Annotated in this window: 18 protein-coding genes and 1 pseudogene; 13 read left to right on the forward strand and 6 right to left on the reverse strand. The window is 70.3% G+C overall.

Annotation, left to right across the window (positions count from 1 at the left end; all coding sequences use genetic code 11):
• The first annotated feature begins 50 nt into the window (after positions 1-50).
• The 9 genes from F4560_RS01190 (at position 51) to F4560_RS01230 (ending at position 10047) form a co-directional block, all read left to right on the forward strand.
• Entirely contained in the window at positions 51-386 is a 336-nt protein-coding gene (locus F4560_RS01190; RefSeq protein WP_221483288.1) for an alpha/beta hydrolase, read from the forward strand.
• Complete coding sequence (locus F4560_RS01195) at positions 383-2155, forward strand: ABC transporter ATP-binding protein (protein WP_184914989.1); 1773 nt, start codon at positions 383-385, stop codon at positions 2153-2155. The genes F4560_RS01190 and F4560_RS01195 overlap by 4 nt, the downstream gene beginning before the upstream one ends.
• Positions 2152-3858, forward strand: coding sequence for an ABC transporter ATP-binding protein (locus F4560_RS01200; protein ID WP_184914992.1), 1707 nt, complete (start codon positions 2152-2154; stop codon positions 3856-3858). Before F4560_RS01195 ends, F4560_RS01200 begins: the two co-directional genes overlap by 4 nt.
• 88 nt (positions 3859-3946) lie before the next feature.
• On the forward strand, positions 3947-5371 hold the full coding sequence (locus F4560_RS01205) for a WGR domain-containing protein (protein WP_184914995.1): 1425 nt from the start codon (positions 3947-3949) through the stop codon (positions 5369-5371).
• A gap of 103 nt (positions 5372-5474) precedes the next feature.
• The gene (locus F4560_RS01210) at positions 5475-5702 is read left to right on the forward strand and encodes a hypothetical protein (protein WP_184914998.1); all 228 of its coding nucleotides are present in this window, start codon (positions 5475-5477) and stop codon (positions 5700-5702) included.
• A 143-nt stretch (positions 5703-5845) separates the two neighbouring features.
• Positions 5846-6850 carry a GDSL-type esterase/lipase family protein gene (locus tag F4560_RS01215; RefSeq protein WP_184915000.1) on the forward strand — a complete coding sequence of 335 codons (1005 nt, stop codon included), beginning with the start codon at positions 5846-5848 and terminating at the stop codon, positions 6848-6850.
• Between the two features lie 136 nt (positions 6851-6986).
• Entirely contained in the window at positions 6987-7997 is a 1011-nt protein-coding gene (locus F4560_RS01220; RefSeq protein WP_312868045.1) for an efflux RND transporter periplasmic adaptor subunit, read from the forward strand.
• On the forward strand, positions 7994-8743 hold the full coding sequence (locus tag F4560_RS01225) for an ABC transporter ATP-binding protein (RefSeq protein ID WP_312868047.1): 750 nt from the start codon (positions 7994-7996) through the stop codon (positions 8741-8743). Before F4560_RS01220 ends, F4560_RS01225 begins: the two co-directional genes overlap by 4 nt.
• Positions 8740-10047, forward strand: a complete 1308-nt coding sequence (locus F4560_RS01230; protein ID WP_312868049.1) for an ABC transporter permease — start codon at positions 8740-8742, stop codon at positions 10045-10047. Before F4560_RS01225 ends, F4560_RS01230 begins: the two co-directional genes overlap by 4 nt.
• A 28-nt stretch (positions 10048-10075) precedes the next feature.
• Here the strand turns inward: F4560_RS01230 and F4560_RS01235 are convergent, their stop codons facing one another.
• Positions 10076-10615 (reverse strand): DUF4232 domain-containing protein, encoded by a 540-nt coding sequence (locus tag F4560_RS01235; RefSeq protein ID WP_184915003.1) that lies wholly within the window; start codon positions 10613-10615, stop codon positions 10076-10078.
• 361 nt (positions 10616-10976) lie between these two features.
• Here F4560_RS01235 and F4560_RS01240 point away from each other — a divergent pair, with 361 nt between their 5' ends.
• The gene (locus F4560_RS01240; RefSeq protein ID WP_246477699.1) at positions 10977-11804 is read left to right on the forward strand and encodes a nitroreductase/quinone reductase family protein; all 828 of its coding nucleotides are present in this window, start codon (positions 10977-10979) and stop codon (positions 11802-11804) included.
• A gap of 9 nt (positions 11805-11813) precedes the next feature.
• On the opposite strand, the gene F4560_RS01245 is transcribed toward F4560_RS01240, so the two are convergent.
• From F4560_RS01245 to F4560_RS01260, 4 genes are all read right to left on the reverse strand, one after another.
• A complete protein-coding gene (locus F4560_RS01245) occupies positions 11814-12821 on the reverse strand; it encodes an ABC-2 membrane transporter-related protein (protein WP_184915009.1) in 1008 nt (335 codons plus the stop codon).
• Positions 12818-13648: an ATP-binding cassette domain-containing protein gene (locus F4560_RS01250; protein ID WP_312868053.1), complete on the reverse strand. Its 831-nt coding sequence runs from the start codon at positions 13646-13648 to the stop codon at positions 12818-12820. The genes F4560_RS01245 and F4560_RS01250 overlap by 4 nt, the downstream gene beginning before the upstream one ends.
• 27 nt (positions 13649-13675) lie before the next feature.
• Complete coding sequence (locus tag F4560_RS01255; protein ID WP_184915012.1) at positions 13676-14053, reverse strand: GntR family transcriptional regulator; 378 nt, start codon at positions 14051-14053, stop codon at positions 13676-13678.
• Between the two features lie 139 nt (positions 14054-14192).
• Complete coding sequence (locus F4560_RS01260; RefSeq protein WP_184915015.1) at positions 14193-14990, reverse strand: family 16 glycosylhydrolase; 798 nt, start codon at positions 14988-14990, stop codon at positions 14193-14195.
• Between the two features lie 272 nt (positions 14991-15262).
• Between F4560_RS01260 and F4560_RS01265 the strand changes: the two genes are divergently transcribed.
• Positions 15263-15697, forward strand: coding sequence for a hypothetical protein (locus F4560_RS01265; protein WP_184915018.1), 435 nt, complete (start codon positions 15263-15265; stop codon positions 15695-15697).
• 92 nt (positions 15698-15789) lie between these two features.
• Here F4560_RS01265 and F4560_RS01270 read toward each other — a convergent pair whose 3' ends face one another.
• Positions 15790-16362, reverse strand: a complete 573-nt coding sequence (locus tag F4560_RS01270; protein WP_184915020.1) for a TetR/AcrR family transcriptional regulator — start codon at positions 16360-16362, stop codon at positions 15790-15792.
• Between the two features lie 84 nt (positions 16363-16446).
• On the opposite strand from F4560_RS01270, the gene F4560_RS01275 reads away from it, so the two are divergent.
• Complete coding sequence (locus tag F4560_RS01275; RefSeq protein ID WP_184915023.1) at positions 16447-17601, forward strand: hypothetical protein; 1155 nt, start codon at positions 16447-16449, stop codon at positions 17599-17601.
• A gap of 207 nt (positions 17602-17808) precedes the next feature.
• Positions 17809-18579: pseudogene (locus tag F4560_RS01280) on the forward strand (S1 family peptidase); the annotation flags it as partial.
• Positions 18580-18594 lie beyond the last annotated feature (15 nt).

Here is an 18594-nt window from a genome sequence, read left to right on the forward strand (position 1 = left end):
GCTACGATCGGTATCGATACCATTGGTAGCGAAAATGCCCGAGGGGGGACATGAACGAGGTGAGTCAACGGCAGCCGTGGGGGATCCGGCTGCTGCACGCCGTGCTGAGGGAGCCGGACTGGTCGGCGATGACAGCCGACGACCTGGACGGGCCGGCGCTTGTGGTGGTGCCGACTCTCGACCCGCTGGCCGACCACGGCCGCCGTTACGCCGAAAGGCTGCTCGAATCCGGCACGCCCGCGCGGCTCACCGAGCACCCGGGAGCGCCGCACGCGTTCCTCGGCATGCCGGGCTTGGCGCCGCAGGCGAAGGCCGCCCGGACGGAGATCACCGAGTTCCTCGGCGCTCACCTCAAGACGAAGTCGACGAAGGTGGGAGAGAAATGACGTCACCGGAAGTCGACGCCGGACCGAGCCTGACCAGGCTGCTGCGCCCCTACCGGTGGACCTTCGCCACTGTCGTGATCCTCCAGGTGATCGGCGCGGTCGCCGGCCTGGCGCCGCTGCTGTCGGTGGTCGAACTGGGCCGCACCCTGCTGTCGCCCGGCCCCGTCGACCACGCTCACGTCCGGTTCGTCGTGATCGCGGGCGCGGTCGGCTTGCTCGTCCGACTGCTGTTCACGGCCGCGTCGTCCGGGATCGGGCACGCGCTCGACGACCAGGTGCAACTCTCGTTCCGAAGGCAACTGGCCGCACGACTCGGCCGCGTGCCGATCGGGTGGTTCTCCCGCCGCAGGACAGGTGAGCTGGCCAAGGTCGTGGGGGAGGACGTGAGCGCCGTGCACCCGTTCATCGCCCACGCCCCCGGTGAACTCGTCTCGGCGTTCGTGGTGCCGCTGGCGTCGCTGATCTACCTGTTCACCATCGACTGGCGGCTCACGCTGATCACGTTGACACCGGTGGCGTTGGCGGTGGCGCTCGTGCCCCTGATGATGACGCCGACCCGGCTGCGCGAGCAGAAGGACTTCGACGTGGCCATGGGGCGGATCGCGAGTTCGGTGGTCGAGTTCGTGCGGGGCATCTCGGTGGTGAAGGCGTTCGGCGGAGGTGAGCGCGCCCACCGTCGATTCATCACGGCCGTGGACGATTTCGTCCGCATCTTCTACCGGATGGTGCGCGGTCTCTCCGGGATCGCCGCGGGGATGCAGGTCGCGCTGTCGCCGCCGTTCGTGCTGCTGGTCGTGCTGATCGGCGGCGCGTCGCTTATCACGACCGGTGGCATGGCTCCGGCCGACCTGCTGCCGTTCTTGTTGCTGGGACTGGGTTTGACCGCTCCGGTCGCCGCTCTCGGCCACGGCTTCGACGACTTGCAAGCCGCACGACGCGCGGTCGGGCGGATTCGGGACGTGCTGGCGGTGCCGTCGCTGCCGGAGCCCGCGCACCCGGTCGCGCCACAGGGACACCGGGTGGAACTGCGCGACGTCCGATTCGGCTACGAAGCCGATCACGAGGTGCTGCGCGGGATCGACCTGGTGCTCGAACCGGGCACGGTCACCGCGATCGTCGGGCCGTCGGGCAGCGGGAAGTCCACGCTGGTCCAGCTGTTGCCGCGGTTCTTCGACCCGACCCACGGCTCGGTCCTCCTGGGTGGCGTGGACCTGCGTGAGCTCGGCAGCCAGGAGCTCTACCGGATGGTCTCCTTCGTCTTCCAGGACACCTCGCTGCTGCGCGCCTCGGTCGCGGACAACATCGCGCTGGCGGTGCCCGACGCCGACCTCGATGACGTGGTGCGCGCCGCCCGCCTGGCGAACATCCACGAACGAATCCTCGAACTGCCGCGCGGGTACGAGTCCGTGATCGGCGAGGACGCCGGGCTGTCGGGTGGGGAGGCGCAGCGGATCTCGCTCGCTCGCGCACTGCTCGCCGACGCGCCCGTCCTCGTGCTGGACGAGGCGACCGCCTTCGCCGACCCGCAGACCGAACAGGCGGTGCGCCGGGCGCTGGCGACGTTGGCCGGCGATCGGACGATCCTGGTCATCGCCCATCGACTGGAGACGGTCGCCGACGCCGACACCGTGGTGGTGCTGGAGAACGGGTCGATCGTGGAGCGCGGCACGCCCGCCGATCTGTTGGCGCAGAGCGGGAAGTTCGCCGCGTTCTGGCAATCCCACCGCTCGGCGACGGCCGACGAGACCACCGGAGGCGTGTCCCGATGATCCGAATGCTGTTGCGCGTGCTGGGACGCGAGTACGCCCAACCCGTGCGTCGCACTGTGGCCTTGATGACGACGACCGCGGTGGCCGAGGGTTTGTCCTACGCACTACTCATTCCCGTGCTGCCCGCGTTGTTCGGCAGCACGCCTGCGGACGCGTGGCCCTGGCTGATCGCGTTCGGGGCCGCGGTCGCGGTCTACGCGGTGCTGCGCTACCTCGGCGACCTGTCCGGTTTCCGCGCCGGGACCACGCTGTTGCACGGCATGTACTACCGCCTCGGCGATCACCTGGCCCGCTTGCCGCTCGGCTGGTACAACGCCCGTCGTGTCGGCGAGGTGTCGGTGCTGGCGAGTCAGGGCGTCCTCCAGGCGATGGGCGTGATCGCGCATCTGTTGGCGCCGTTCATCTTCGCCTGCGTGACACCGCTGACGATCGTTGCCGTGATCCTCGCGGTCAACTGGCAGATGGGCCTGGCCGCGTTGGTCGCCGCACCGGTCGTGGCGGCGATCCAGCTCTGGGCGGGACGGTCGATGGCCGCCACCGACGCGGAGCGCGCGGAACGCGACCACGACGCCACCGGGCGGGTCATCGAGTACCTCCAGGCCCAGCCGGTGCTGCGGGCCGGTGGTCGGACCGTCGAGCGCTTCCGACTGCTGGACGACTCGCTGCGTGAAGTCCAGCGTGCGTCCCGCCGTTCCCTGCTGTCGGCACTGCCCGGCGCGGTGGGCTTGACGCTCGCGGTGCAGGCGGTGTTCACGGGGTTGCTGGTCCTGGGCGCCTACCTCGCGCTCGGCGGGACCATCGGCGCGGCGGAGGTCCTGACGATCCTGGTGCTGGCCGCTCGCTGCGCGGATCCTTTGCTGTCGCTGGCGGACATCGGCGGCAAGCTCCGCGGCGCGCGGTCCGAGTTGGCGAGGCTCGACGCGGTGTTGCGCACCGGGACGCTGCCGGAGGCCCGCGAACCGGTGCGGCCGGAAAGCCATGACCTGGAGTTCGACTCCGTCGCCTTCCGACACGGCGACCGCACGGTGATCGGCGACGTGTCGTTGTCCGTGCCGGAGGGGCAGCGGCTCGCCGTTGTCGGACCGTCCGGTGCGGGCAAGAGCACGTTGCTCCAGTTGATCGCCCGGTTCTACGACGTGGACGCGGGCGCGGTGCGCGTGGGCGGTGTGGACGTGCGCTCGATCGACACCGAGGTGTTGATGTCGCGGATCGCCTTCGTCTTCCAGGACGTCTACCTGTTCGACGGCACGATCGAGGAGAACGTGCGGCTCGGCCGTCCTGACGCCGAGGACGCCGAGGTGCGGGCGGCGGCGACCGCTGCGCGGTTGGACGACGTGGTCGAGCGGCTGCCCGGTGGGTGGGCCGCGAACGTCGGCGAGGGCGGGGCGCTGCTGTCGGGTGGCGAGCGGCAGCGCGTCTCGATCGCACGGGCGCTGCTGAAGGACGCGCCCATCGTGCTGCTGGACGAGGTGACCTCCGCGCTGGACCCGGTGAACGAGGCCGCCGTGCACGAGGGCATCGAGCGCCTGATGGCGGGCCGGACGGTGGTGATGGTGGCGCACCGGATGCGGACCGTCCAGCGCGCCGACCGCGTCGTCTTCCTGGACGACGGGCGGATCGCGGAGGAAGGCAGCCACGACGAGCTGCTGCGCCGCGGTGGCCGTTACGCCGGGTTCTGGCACCTCTCCATGGCCCCCGGCTGACGTAACCGCTGGTCGCCGGGCCGCAAGCGGAATTGTCGGTGGGGCTCGCTACCGTTTGCGTAGATCACGTGAAGGGGGAAGCAACCGCATGTCTGCCACGACGTACCTGGAGCTGTCCGAGGCGGGCGGCGGCGCGCACAAGTTCTACGAAGTGCGGGTCGTCGACACCGAGGTCACCATCACCTACGGACGCATCGGGGAACAGGGGCAGGTCAGGAGCGCGAGCTTCGCCGACCACGCCAAGGCGCTCAAGGCGGCCGAGAAGAAGATCGGCGAGAAGGTGCGCCGGGGTTACGCCCCCGCCGTGAAGGGGATGCGCCAGCGTCGCGCGGTGAGCCGGCGGCAGATCGTCAGCACCCGCTCGACCGCGCACCAGGCGCCGGTGCTGTGGCGGTTCGCCTCCGGTGCGCCGGCGTTCGGGATCTTCATCGGCGAGGACCAGGCCTGGGTCGGCAACGAGAAGGGCGACGTCTACACCCTCACCCACGACGGCCGGGTCACCGGGCGGTTCGGGTTGCCGGACGCCGTCAAGTGCATCGTGGCCGACGACTTCTGGATCTACGCGGGGTGTGACGACGGGCAGGTGTACGACCTCGGCGCCAAGGTGCCCCGGGTCGCCTACGAGATCGCCGAGGACGTCGACATCTACTGGCTCGACATCCACGACGGCGTGCTCGGCGTGTCCGACCGGCAGGGCCGGGTGACGGTGGTGGACCACGAGGACGAGTTCCAGTGGTCGTGCCCGGCCTCGGGTGACAGCGCCTGGATGGTCCGCTGCGCACCGGAGGGCGTTTTCCACGGTCACTCCCGGGGCGTCACCCACTACACCGGCCGGGGCCACCGCGCGTGGCACGCCGACACCACCGGAGAGGTGCTGTTCGGCTGGCAGGAGCGCACGGAGGTCTTCGCGGGCACCAGTCGGGGGTGGGTGCACCGGTTCGCCAAGTCGGACGGGCGCAAGACGGGCGACTACCGCTGCGACGCGGCCGTGTTCTCCTGCGCGACGTCACCGGACGGCGAGTTCGTGTTCGCGGGCGACAACCAGTCCTCCGTGTACTGCTTCGCCGCCGACGGGACGCGGCTGTGGAAGCTCGCCACCGGGTGCGGTTCCGCGTTCTCCATGCAGTACCGGGACGAACGGCTCTACCTGGTGACGACGGACGGCTCGCTCGCGTGCCTCGACGCCAGCCCGGGGGCCGTGCGCGCGGCCGAGCAGGGTCAGCTCCCGCAGCGGCAGGACATCAAGGCCGGCGCAATCGACCGCGTCGAGGCGACCGCAGAGGTCGAGGTCGTCACGCACGTCACCCCTGGCGACGGCGTCGTCGTGGAGTGCGTGCAGGAGGGCGGCCGGATCAGGGTGCACGTCGTCTCGGACGGGTACGACCGCACGTGGGGCGTGCAGTTCCCCAAGAACATCCGCGTGCCCGGCGCCCGGTACCTGGTCAGCGAGGTCGTCACGTCGGCCGGCGGCTCCTTCTACCGCACCCGCGGTGAGATCAAGCGCCTGCGGTGAGCACCGGCGCCGGCGGCGACCAGGGGGCGCCGCCGGCGACGGTTTATGCGTTCGCCTCGAACGCATTTCACCGCAAACGCCCGGCTTGGCCGCGCATTGGCTGGTGACGGGCGAGGACGGTGACGACCTGCGGGCGTTGGCCGGGCTCAGCGGCCGGGACACCGGTGAGCTGCGTGACGTGATGGAAGGCGCGCCGGCCGACTGCGGCCGCCGCTCGGCCGTTTGGTGGACAAGTCGGGCAAGGCCGGTGCGGATCAGGTGGCGCGGGGCGTGTGTGGAGCAGCTCGCCGCCTGGGGGGTGACCGCATGCTCCTTTGTGGACCGTCCGTGATCTGCGGACACCCGAAGGAACCGGGGAAGCAGCCGATCGGACGTTGTCCGCCGTGTTACGCGAGCCCTACGGTCGGATGACGTTCGGTCGACCGGGTTCACCCTTGGAGGTCCGCGGTGTCACGGAAAACGCTTGGCGCTGCGGTGGGCGCCCTCTTGCTCGCCGGCACGTCGCTGCTCGCCGTCCCGATCACGGCCGCTGCGGTGGACGACCGGCCGACTGCGGTGGTGTCGCTGGGAGACAGCGCGATCTCCGGTGAAGGCGCCGGGTCCTACGAGCCGGGCACCGAAGGCGAGAACGGCAACTGGTGCCACCGCTCCACCCGCGCCCTGATCCACCGCACGCAGCTCGCCGACCGCACGATCAACCTGGCCTGCTCGGGCGCGGACTCGGCGAACGTGTCGTTGGCCGACACCGTCCACTACACCGAAGGCTCCCAGGCGCGCAGGCTGATCGACGTCGCCCGCCAGTACCGGGTCACGGCGGTCGTCGTGCAGGTCGGTGCGAACGACGACGTGCGGTTCGCCGACACCATGGTCGACTGCGTGGCCGCGTGGGTGAACCCGTTCGGCTCAAGCTGCCGCTCCAAGCTCGAACGCGAGTGGCCCGGCCGCCTCACCGCGATGGCGCCCAAGGTGGAGAACGCGCTCCGCGACGTCCGCGCCGCGATGACCCAGGCCGGCTACACCGACTCGGCCTACCAGCTGATCCTCACCTCCTACGCCTCACCGGTCACCGAGAAGATGGACCGGTTCCGGCACGGCCCGCAGGGCTGCCCGCTGCGCCTGGCCGACGCCGGCTACGGCCGCACGGTCGCCGTTCCGCAGCTGTCCGAGGCGCTGCGCGGCGTGGCGACCAGGAGCGGCGTGAAGTTCCTCGACTTCTCCCGCGCCACGGAGAACCGCGAGGCGTGCAGCAAGGGCGACAGCTCGACGGGTGAGTGGCAGCGGCGGCTGACCGTCGACCCGTACGCGTTGGTGTCCGGCGGCCTGGACGCGATCGGTATCCACATGGCCCAGCAGTCGTTCCACCCGAACGCCGCCGGGCACGACGAACTCGGCCGGTGCGTCACCGAATTCGTCAACGCCGGCACCGGCTCGGCCCGCTGCCTGGCCGGCGCGGACGGCCACCTGCACGCCGTTCCCTGACCTCGACGAAGGCCCTGACCACCGGTTTCCGATCGGCACGACACCGGTTTCCGATCAGCACGCAACCCCGTTCGTTCCCCCGGCGTCCTATGGGTAAGTTGGCGAGACCGCATAGGGATTCGCTTTGGGGGGATCGGTGTCCAAAAAAGCCTTCGTCCGCGTGTGCGGACTGGCCGCGGTGGTGCTCACCGCGGCCGCCTGCACGTCGACCGGAGCAGAGGAGCCGCTCCGCCCTGAGCTGGCGCCGCGCGGCACTGTGCAGACCACGGCCACGCCGACCAGACAGGACCTGTCCAACAAGGTCAGCCTGACCGGCAAGGTCACCATGAACCCGATGTTCGGGATCGTGTCGCCGATCGCCGGCCAGGTCCGCTACTGGGACGTGGCCGAGCCGACGGGCACGCCGACCAAGCCGACCCGGATCGCCTCGATCTGGTTGGACGGCAAGCCCACCAACGTGGACGTGCCCGCCGGCGCCACGTTCGGCGGGCGCCTGGTGGACGACCGTTCCACGGTCACCGCCGGCATGCCGATCGCGTCGGCGAAGTTCGCGGGCTACGGCATCGTCGCGGACATCGACGGCGAGCAGGCGTACCAGATCACCGACGCCGTGACCGGCGCCGTGCAGGCGCAGATCAAGAACGGGCCGGGTCCGTTCCCGTGCGCGCTGCTCGGCACGATCGCGGCGCTCCCGGTGGGCACGGTCCCCGCGCCGCCGCCCACCGAACCGGAGTCGGAGAACGAGCCCACCGGCACCAACACGCCGGCGCCGCGCGCTCCCCAGCCACCGCAGGAACCGCGGAACTCGTCCGAGCCGACCGGCCTGCGCCTGGTGTGCACCGCGCCCGCCGACGTGAAGCTGATCAACGGCGCGGCGGCCACCCTGGAACTCGTCACGGCGAGCGCGCAGAACGCGTTGGTCGTGCCGGTCGAGGCGGTCGCGGGCGGCCAGGGCAAGGGCAAGGTCGACGTGGTCGGGCCGGACGGCGCCAAGCAGACCAAGGACGTCGAACTCGGCCTCACCGACGGCAAGGTGGTGGAGATCAAGGCGGGTCTGACCGGCGACGAGACGCTGGCCGTGCCGGGTCCGAACCTGCCGCCGGGGCCGGGCGGCCAGGGCAGCCCCGAGATGGGGCCGTCGAAGTGACCACGTCACCCTTCCTGATCCCGGCGACGCCACCGCCGCCGGTGTCCCAGCCGCCGCTGATCCACCTCACCGGCGTGACCAAGACCCTCAAGGGCCAGGACGAGCCGCGCACCATCCTCGCGGGCGTCGACCTGATCGTGCGCCCCGGCGACAGCGTGGCGATCCTGGGCCGTTCCGGCTCGGGCAAGAGCACGCTGCTGAGCCTGATCGGCCTGTTCGACCGGCCCGACGGCGGCCAGTACCTGTTGGGGGAGCGGGACATCACGAAGATCCCCGAGCGCAAGGCGGCGGCGTTGCGCAGCGCCGAGTTCGGGTTCGTGTTCCAGCGCTTCTTCCTGCTCAAGCACCTGACCGCGGCGCAGAACGTGGCCATGGCGCTGGTCAACGGCCAGGGCTGGCTGCCCCGCCGCAAGCGCAAGGTGAAGGTGATGGCGGCGTTGGAACGCGTCGGCATCGGCCACCTGGCCAAGCACAAGCCGCCGCGGCTGTCCGGCGGTGAGCAGCAACGCGTGGCGATCGCCCGAGCCCTCGTGCGCGAGCCGCGGATCCTGTTGGCCGACGAGCCGACCGGCGCGTTGGACACCGACACCGGCAACCTCGTGGTGGAGGTGCTGCGCCAGACCACGGACCTGGGCTGCGGCCTGGTGCTGGTCACCCACGACCAGGACCACGCGGCGAAGATGGGGCGGGTGCTGCACCTGTCCGACGGGCTGCTCCGCCCGGCCGCGCAGCGGGTGGTCGCGTGATCAGGCTGTCCGGCCGGCTGCGGGCGTCGCTGATCATCGGCGGCCAGGGCATCCGGGCCCGCAAGCTGCGCACGTTCCTCTCCATGGTCAGCCTGTTCCTCGGCGTGCTCGCGGTGGTCGTGGTGCAGGCGGGCGCGGAGATCGCGAACCGGGCCATGCTCGCGGACATCGAGTTGTCGCAGGGCAAGGACGGCACCCGGCAGATGTACCTGTCGCCGGAGGGCCAGACCGTCCCGGTGGCGCTGGAGGTGCTGAAGGGCCGCACCGACGCGGTGGCCATGACCGGCACCCGCGCGATCATCGGCGAGCCCGGCGTGAAGCCGATCAACGAGGGCGGCGCGCCGATCGACCAGCCCGGCTACGGCGGTCCGCGGATGAGGTGCGACGAGACCGGGTGCTACCCCATGGACGACGGCACCACCGGCGCGCCGCAGGGGCAGGCGGTCGAGCTGCAACTCGTCGGCCTGACCGGCGACATCCGCCAGTTCCGGCCGTTCCGCCCGTCCCAGGGCCAGTGGCTGGACTTCGGCGGCGAGCCGTCGCTGGCGCCGCGGCTGGTCCTCAACGAGGAGGCGGCGAAGGCCTTCACCCGGTACCACGTGCCGGCGGAGATGCGGGTCGACGGCGCGACCGCGAACCCGACACCTCAGATCATCGGCGTGGTGGACGACGGCGGCTACCAGCCCGCCGCGTACGTCCGGACCGACGAGTTGATGAACTGGATGCCGGTGAGCAGTGTCGGCGACACCAGTTCCGGCCCCGGCCTCCAGGTGCTGATGACCCCGGCGGCGGTCGAGGTCGAGCACATCCTGCGGGCCAGGCTGGTCGCCGCCGGCACACCGGAAGACCGGATTCACGTGAACACGGTGCAGACGTTGAAGCAGATGTCCACCGAGCTCGCGTTGATGCGATGGATCTTCCTCGGCATGGCGGCGCTCGTGCTGCTGATCGGCGTGGCGGGCATCCTCAACGTCGGCCTGGCGACCGTGGGCGAGCGGATCGAGGAGTTCGCGTTGCGGCGGGCCGTGGGCACACCGCGGTTGTTGTTGGCGGGCATCGTGTTGGCGGAGACGTTGCTGACCGGTCTGCTGACAGCGGGGTTGGCGATCGGCGCGGGCGTGGTGGGGCTGAAGCTGGCGCTGATGATGTTCGGCTCACGCTTCCCGTCGTTGGAAGGCGTGGCGTTCCCGTGGCAGGCGGGCGTCGCCGGCGTGATCGCGGGTCTGGTGGCCGGCATCCTCGGCGGTCTGGTCCCGGCGTTGCGCGCGGCACGCATCCCGATTTCCACGGTGATGCGCGCTTAGGCGGTTTTTTCGAAGCGGTGGGGCAGGATCAGGGCGTGACGGCGGTCCACGGGCGGACACCGAGCTTGCCGGTGCTGCCGAGGTCGATGGTGCGGGGGTTGCCGCTCTTGCCGACGGGCGTGAACACCTGCGTGGGCCGCCCGGCGGCGACGGCGATCTCCAGGTGTTCGCCCACCACCGGCGGCGCGGTGATGTCCGTGTAGGTGTTGCGCCACAGCAGCCCTGTCACCGCCGACTCGCCGGGCCGCACCACGACCACTTGCGGCTCGGCGTCGAACGCCTCCACCGCGGAGATCCAGGCCGCGCCCTGCCGGACCGTGACGGGCAGCGGCTTCCGGTCGGCGTCCAGCACCGTGACCAAGGGCGCGCCGTTCAGCTCCAGGGTCTCGGTGCCGCAGTTGGTCGCCTCCAGCGTCATGACGCGCAGTCCCATCGCCGCTTCGGTGCCCTTCACGGTGAATTCCACACCGCCGGGGCAGGCCTCCGCCGAAGGGGACGGTGGCGGAACCGGCTGGGAAGTGCCGCACGCGGACACGGCGAACAACAGCAGGAAAAGAAGGCGGGACACGTGGCCGATAGTGCCACAAAACAGGAAGTTGCCGGTCGGCGCATTCCTGGGTTAAGGTCGTGCACGTGACTGCCGGGTCGGCCATGGGCCACAAGCGAGAGAGTCACCCGGCCAAGGTTTGACCGCCGGGTGGGCCAGAGGCCCGCCGCACGCAAGGGTTTCCGAGGTTTCCGCGCACATCGCGCGACGCATCCGGACCCGCACCACCACACACGAGCGCACTGGCGCTTTCACACGCGCACACCGCGGTCCCCGCACCGGACCGTCGTGCCCACGCGCCTCCACAAAACCTTCACCGAAAACCACGGCGTCATTCACCCGTGGTGACTCGGTCATGCCCAAATCAAGGAGAAGACCGGATATGGATTTCAACCAGCAGGTGATCGAAGAGTTCCGCGCCAACGCGGGCCGCGTCGGCGGTCCTTTCGAAGGGGGCAGGCTCATCTTGCTGACCACCACGGGCGCGCGCACCGGCGTCCGCCACACCAACCCGCTCGGCTACCTGCCGGACGGTGACCGGATCCTGGTCATCGGGTCCGCGGGCGGCGCGCACCGCCACCCGGACTGGTTCCACAACCTCGTGGCGAACCCGGTGGTCCAGGTCGAGGACGGCGTGTTCACCTACGACGCCAAGGCCACCGTCCTCGACGGGTCGGAACGGGACGAGATGTGGGCGCGTGCCGTCGAATCCGATCCGGGCTGGGCCGAGTACCAGGCCAAGACGACACGGCAGATCCCGGTGGTGGCGCTGGCCCAGATCGCGGGTGGTCCGCCGAACGCGTCCAGCGTGGGCGCCGCGCTCAAGCTCGTGCACGACGCGTTCCGCCGGGAGTTCGCCACCATCCGCCGCGAGGTCGCGTCGTCCAAGCCGGTCCTGGGCGCCCAGCTGAAGGCCAACTGCCTGACCGCGTGCCACGGCCTGAAGTTCCACCACACGGCCGAGGACAGCGGCATGTTCCCGGTGCTGCGGGACCGGTACCCGGAACTGGCCCCGACCCTCGACCGCATCGGTGTGGAGCACGAGCGCATCGCCGACCTGATGACGCGGCTCCGACAGACGCTCGACCGCAACGACGCGACGACCCTGCGCGCGGACGTGGACCGGCTGATCGGCGAACTGGAAGCCCACCTGACGTACGAGGAGGAGCACTTGATCCCGTTCCTCGATCAGCCGGCCGTCACGACGTGAGTCGTGGCGTCAGACGGACCGCTTACGCAGCCACCACAGTGACAGCGCGAGCAACACGGCCGCCGCCGCCGCGAACAAGCCGAACTCGATGAACTGGAACGGCCAGAACCGGTCGCCCGGGTGCACCAGCCGCGCCGGACCGGCCGTCCCGTACCCGGCCAGGCACTCCTGGAAGGACGCGTCACCACGTTCTCCCGGCGCCCTCTCGCAGATCGACATCGCCTTGTACGCGGCGGTGTTGTCCGCCATGATCTTGCCGTCCAAGTCGGCGAACCCCTCCGAGACGCTCCACCGGGCGGGATCTGCCCGGTAGGCGTCGTACGTGGGTCCGGATGATCCGTACGATTCGAGTGACAGCACCGGCGTCATGTAGTCCGGGCGCGCGAACTTCTGCACCGTGAACACCGCGCCCACCACACCGAGCAGCGTCACCGCCATCGCCGGCAGGGTGCGTCGCAGCACCAGCCCGGCGGTGACGCCCAGCGCCACCGCGAACAGCGTGTAGCCGACCAGCGCGACGGGCTGCACCTCGAAGTAGATGGGCCGCAGGCGTTTCCACGTCTCCACCGGATCATGCACGGCTGCCGCCGTCCACCACTGGACGAAGCCGAGCAGCGCCGCGCCGAGCACGGTCGTCGTCAAGACGAGCGTGACCCGCGTGGTGAACCACCGCCGGGCGCTGATCGACTGGCTCAGCACCAGCAAGTGCGTGCGCTGTTCCCACTCGCGGGCGAACATCGGCGCGCCGATGAAGGCGCCGGCCAACGCCGCGAAACCCAAGGTGGCGATCCGCGTGTACTCGTTCCACTGGTCGAGCCGCCCGCGCAGGTCCCAGTACTCGGTGCTGGTCGAGCAGAGGCTGTCGAGACCGAGCTCCCCGCATTCCACCGCGGTGACGGGGTCGAACGTCAAGGCCAGGCGAACGTGGAAGTAGACCACCACCGCGATCAACACCAGGGCGTACGCGGCCAACGAGAGCAGTGCGGCGCGCTGTTGGCGCCAAGCGACCCAGATCACGCCGCCTCCCCGGCTCGCAGGTACGCCACGACGAGCTCGTTCAACGCGGGTGTGCTCGCCTCCGGCAAATCCGGCAAGTCCGGTGGACCGACCAGCCGCAGCAACGCGGTGACCTGGCGTTCACCTTCCCGGGTCGTCACCACCTCGTGGTCGCCGAAGTCCGCACCACGGGCCGCGACCACCACGCGGTGACCCTCGACCAGCTCCTCCACGTCACCCTCCAGTCGCACGCTGCCTTGGTCGAGCAGCAGCAGGTGGTCGCACACGCCCTCCAGTTCAGCGAGCACGTGCGAGGACAGCACCACGGTCAGCCCGGTCTCGGCGACCGCGACCATGAGCGCCCGCATGGTCGTCTCCCGCGCCACCGGGTCCATTTCGGACAGTGGCTCGTCCAGCAGCAGCACCTGCGGCCGACGGGCCAGTGCGAGCACCAGCGCGAGCCGGGCCCGGTGCCCGCCGGACAGGCTGCCGACCTTGGCGTCCGCCGGCAACCGGGCCTCACCGACGAGCTGCTCGGCGTACTCCTGGTCCCACGAATCGTTGGTGGACCGACCGAAGCGCAGCATCTCGGCCACCGTGAAGGCGCGGTACAGCGGCTTCTCCTGCGCGACGAACCCGACTTCGCCGCTCACCTCGACCACACCCTCCGTCGGCCGCTGCAACCCGGCGGCGAGCCGCAGCAGCGTGCTCTTGCCGGCGCCGTTCGCGCCGACCAACGCGGTCACCGTGCCGGGCGCCAGCTCGAACGAGCAGTCGCGCAGCGCCCAACCGCGGCGGTACCGCACACCCAGACCGTTCGCGCGTACGGCGAACCCCACGTCCAACACCCACTACCCCCCACCTTCGACGAAAGATCAGAAACGCTTGTCCAGGACGGCGCGGAACAACGCCTCGACGTCCTCCCGGCCCATGCCGAGCACGCGGGCCCGGTCCATCCACTCCAGCAGCTCACCGCGCAACGGCGAATCCTCGGCGACTCCCGGCGTCACCAGGGAACGGCGCACGAACGTGCCCAACCCCGGCCGGGGCTCGACCAGCCCCTCGCGCTCCAGCTCGCGGTACGCCTTGAGCACGGTGTTCGGGTTGATGCCCGTCTGCGCCACGACCTCCTTGGCGGTGGGAAGCCGGTCACCGACGCCGACCACCCCGAGCCGGAGTGCCTGTTTCACCTGGTGCACGAGTTGCAGGTAGGTGGACACACCGGACCGCCGGTCGATCCGGAACTCGATCACCTTCCACCCTTCCACTAAGTGATTAGTGGAATCACTGTGACGGGCGACGGCACGTCCTGTCAACCCGGCTTGATCACACGGCGACGTCCCCGCCGCCGGGCAAGGCCGACGACGGGGACATCACGCACCGGTGCCGCGGCTAGGCGCGGGTGCGGCCGACGTAGAGGTTGCGCGCCCGGTACAAGGTGTCCGAGGTCGGGCCGGACGAACCGGACGAGCCCTCCATCTGGAGGTTGATGATGATCCACATGGGTTTGCCGACGAAGTTCGCGCCCCGGTGTTGGCCGACCCACGTGCCGTCGAGGTAGTAGTGGATGTCCACGTCCGTGGCGTTGACCTTCGCGATCCACGCCCGGTAGGTGTGCCACGAGCCGGGGCTCGACACCGACCGGATGGTGTTCGACCACCCGCCGGAGGCGTTCTTGTAGGTGTTGAACCAGTTCCGCGCGTCACCCTTGTACTCCAGGATGTCGCTCTCCGGCGGCCACGAGTTCGCGCCGGTGAGCCAGAACGCGGGCCACGTGCCGCGTGCCGACGGCGCCTGGAACTCGCCCCTGACCTCCCAGTTCGGGAACTGGTCGTTGACCAGCACGTGCTGCTTCGCGTGCACCGCGCCGGAGTGGTAGCGGATCGGCAGGTACGGGTCCGCCGAGCTGTTGCCCTCGTTCCAGTTGATCCGGGTCGCCTTGATGACGAGCGTCGACCCTTCGAGGTACACGTGGTTGTGGTCGGTCGGGCTCGCGTACATGCGGGCCGTGCCGTTGTGGTCGGAACCCCAGGGGTAGCGGTAGTTCCAGACCGATTCCAACGTGCCGTAGTTCGCGAACGATCCGTTGATGACGGTCTCCCAGGTGGCCGCCTCGGCGAGCCGGGACGTGCCAAGCGCGGCCAGTCCCGCGCCGCCTGCCACCAGGAAACCGCGTCGACTCAATGTCACAGGAAAGCCCTTTCCTCGACGACGTTGACGAGGCGGTGTCGCTCTTGAAACTAGGGACCGGCCGGGCGCCGCGTCAACGGGTCCGGGCCGGTGGTCCGCCGTGGTCGCCGCGCCGGTCACTGCGCTGCTCGACGGAGCACCGGGCCGGCGAACGGCGTCTGGTTCGCTTCGCCCTCCGGCCGCTACCGTGGCGGAGCACCGCCGACCGAGGTCTTGCTCCTTCCTGGAGGTCCCCTTTGGTGCTCTTGCGTCATCTGATTCGAACTGCCGGTGTGCTGACGTTGGTCGCCGGACTGCTGACCGCCGTGACGGTCGGCTCGGCCAGCGCTTGTCAGTGCTGGCCCGGAGAACAGGAACCACAGCGCTACGCCCGCGCCAGTCACGTGTTCACCGGTGTCGTGACCGACAAGGTCCGCCACGCGCAACAACACCAGTACCGCTACACGTTGCAGGTCGGCGTCGAGTACAAGGGCGACGTCCCCGAAACGGTGGAAGTCGTGACCTACGACGAGGTCGCGGCGTGCGGGCTCACGAGCCTGGTGGTCGGCGGCGACTACCTGATGTTCACGTTCCTGCGCACCGACGGGTTCTGGACCAACTCCTGCGGCGGGACCCGTCCCGCTTCCCATGGCCCGCCCATCACGGGATCGACCGCGGTGGCAGCCGCCGCCGCGGTCGCGTCACCCTGCGGCACGGCCGCGCTCTGAGCACGTGGTGACGCGTCCGGGAGCACGATTCCGGACGCGTCACCGGAACGTCGAAGGCAGTCGACTGGTCGACCACTCACCCGCGTGTCGGTTCAGTAGTGGCGGATCCCCGCCGCCAGCGTCCGGGCCCAAGGCGCGTCGACCGAGTCCGCGTCCACCGCCACCACAAGGTGGCACAACATGCCCTTGGCGAAGAACTCCTGCACCTCGGCCTCGCCGCCGCCGGACACGCCGCGCACGTACTCGACCGTCCGGGCGTACCCGCGCTGGACGACCTCGCGCACCGACGGTTCCGAGATCGCCGCGCACTGGGCGTGCATCTGGACCAACAGCAGCGTGTTCTCCTCGGAGATCAACCGGGCGTAGGCGTCGCCCATCGCGTAGAGGACCGCTTCCGGCGTGCTGCCCTTGGCACCCGCGACACCGTCCGCGAGGCTTTCCCTGATCCGCGCGAAGCAGTGCTCCACCACGGAGAGGAACAGGGCCTCCTTGTCCGGGAAGAGCCGGTAGACGTAAGCCTGGGAGATGCCGGCGGACTTGGCGACCTCGCCGGTGGTGGTCCCGTAGTAGCCGCGCGCGGCGAATGCCCCCAGCGCGGTGCGCAGGACCGTGTCGCGGCGTTCCTCGGCGGTGGAGAGGCGGCGCTCGCTGGTCGCTCCGGGCATAGGTGTAATCAACCACTCACACCTGTCGGTGTCAAGCGCACGTGCTCGTCCGCCACCGGGGAGGCGCCGGTTAGGGTCCACCGCATGTCCCGTGGTGTGTTGGTCGTGGTCCTCCTCCTGCTGACCGGATGCACGTCGTCGCCTCCGGCCGCCGAACCGTTCACGTCCGCCCCGGCCACAACGACGACCACTTCCACCACCACCGCTCCGACGACCACTTCGGCTCCCGTCACGACCACCACCACGACGACCTCGCGCACGCGGGCCACCGCTCCACCGGCGGGCAACCCCGGTGGCGGAGCGCCCGTGCCGCCGGAGGCCGCCGCGGTGGACACGTCCCGCCCGACCCGGGTGATCGGCGACGGCACGTCCGCGAGCTGCACGTCCCAGGCCGTGGTGGCGGCGGTGGCGGGCGGCGGGATCATCACGTTCGACTGCGGCCCGGACCCGGTCACCGTAACCATGACGTCGACCGCGCGGGTGCGCAACGACGCGGCGCCGGAGGTCGTGCTGGACGGCGGGGGACTGGTCACCCTCAGCGGAGCCGGTCAGCGCCGCGTCCTCTACCAGAACACGTGCGACGCGGCGCTGGGCATCACCACGTCCCACTGCCAGGACCAGGACCACCCGCGCCTGACCATCCAGAACATCACGCTGGCGGACGGCGACTCCACCGGTGAGGAGGAGGGCGGTGGAGCGGTCTTCGTGCGCGGTGGGCGGCTGAAGGTGGTGAACTCCGCGTTCCTGCGCAACAGGTGCGGACCGGACGGGCCGGACCTCGGCGGCGCGGGGATGCGGGTGCTCAGCCAGTCGGCGAACAAGCCGGTGTTCGTGGTCGGCAGCACGTTCGAGGGCGGGACGTGCGCGAACGGCGGCGCGTTGAGCAGCATCGGCGTGTCGTGGGTGGTGCTGAACAGCTTGCTGCGCAACAACTCCGCGATCGGCCGCGGCGCCAACCCCGCTCGCGCCGGAACACCCGGCGGTGGCAGCGGTGGCGCGATCTACGCCGACGGCAACGCGTTCACGATCCGGATCGCGGGCAGCGTCGTGGAGGACAACAAGGCCAACGAGGGCGGCGGCGCGGTCTTCTTCGTCAGCAACGACCGCACCGGCACGATGGCGGTGGAGTCCTCCACCCTGCGCCGCAACCCCAGCGCCGGTTTCGAGACGCCCGGCTACAAAGGCATCTTCTTCCTCGGCGCGGCCGACCCCGCTGTCACCGCCTCCACCATCCAGTAGGACACCTCGCCGACCGGCATCCACACTGGAAGAACTCCCGTCGATCGTCGGTTGTGAGCAGATCGTCCGCCGCGCACGATGAGTCGCCGGCTGAGGGGCCGGCTGGATATCCCCCTGCGATCTCGACGTCCGGCCACCCTGCGAGCACGACCCGGCCGGGCGCGGGAAGGATCAACCGTGCGCTACACCGTTAGACGGACGCTTGCCCTGGCCGTGGGCATCGCCGCCACCCTGGCCGCTTTCGGTGGTCAGGCGATCGCGGCACCGCCACCGCCGGACACCGGCACCCCCACCCCGATGGTCGTCGGCGGCACCCAGGCGACCAAGGGTGAGTTCCCGTGGATGGTCCGGCTGTCCATGGGTTGTGGCGGCGCGATGCTGACCGAGCAACTGGTGCTGACGGCGGCGCACTGCGTCACCCGCACCGGCAACAACACGTCCATCACCGCCACCTACGGCGTGGTGGACCTCCAGGACACGTCCAGGATCACCCGGACGTCCACGTACGTGCACCGGGCGCCCACCTACGGCACCTCCACCGGCGGTGACTGGGCGTTGATCAAGCTGGCCAGTCCGATCACCGGCGCGGCGCTGCTGCCGATCGCGACCACCGCGGCCTACAACACCGGCGTGTTCACCGTGGCCGGTTGGGGCGCCACCCGCGAGAACGGCGGCCAGTCCCGTTACCTGCTCAAGGCGAACGTCGACTACATCGACGACACCACGTGCAAGAACTCGGACCCGTACTACGCGGACCTGATCCCGGCGGCCGAGCTGTGCGCGGGCAAGCTCGCCGGCGGTATCGACACCTGCCAGGGCGACTCGGGCGGCCCGATGTTCCGCCGTGACAACAACGGCGCGTGGATCCAGGTCGGCATCGTCAGCCACGGCAACGGGTGCGCCCGGCCGGACAACCCGGGCGTCTACACCGAGGTCAGCACGTTCGCCGCGGCCATCAACCAGGCGGCGGCGAACCTCGGTGGCGGCACGCCG

This window comes from Saccharothrix ecbatanensis, assembly GCF_014205015.1.
In the GTDB taxonomy this organism is placed as follows: Bacteria; Actinomycetota; Actinomycetes; order Mycobacteriales; family Pseudonocardiaceae; genus Actinosynnema; species Actinosynnema ecbatanense.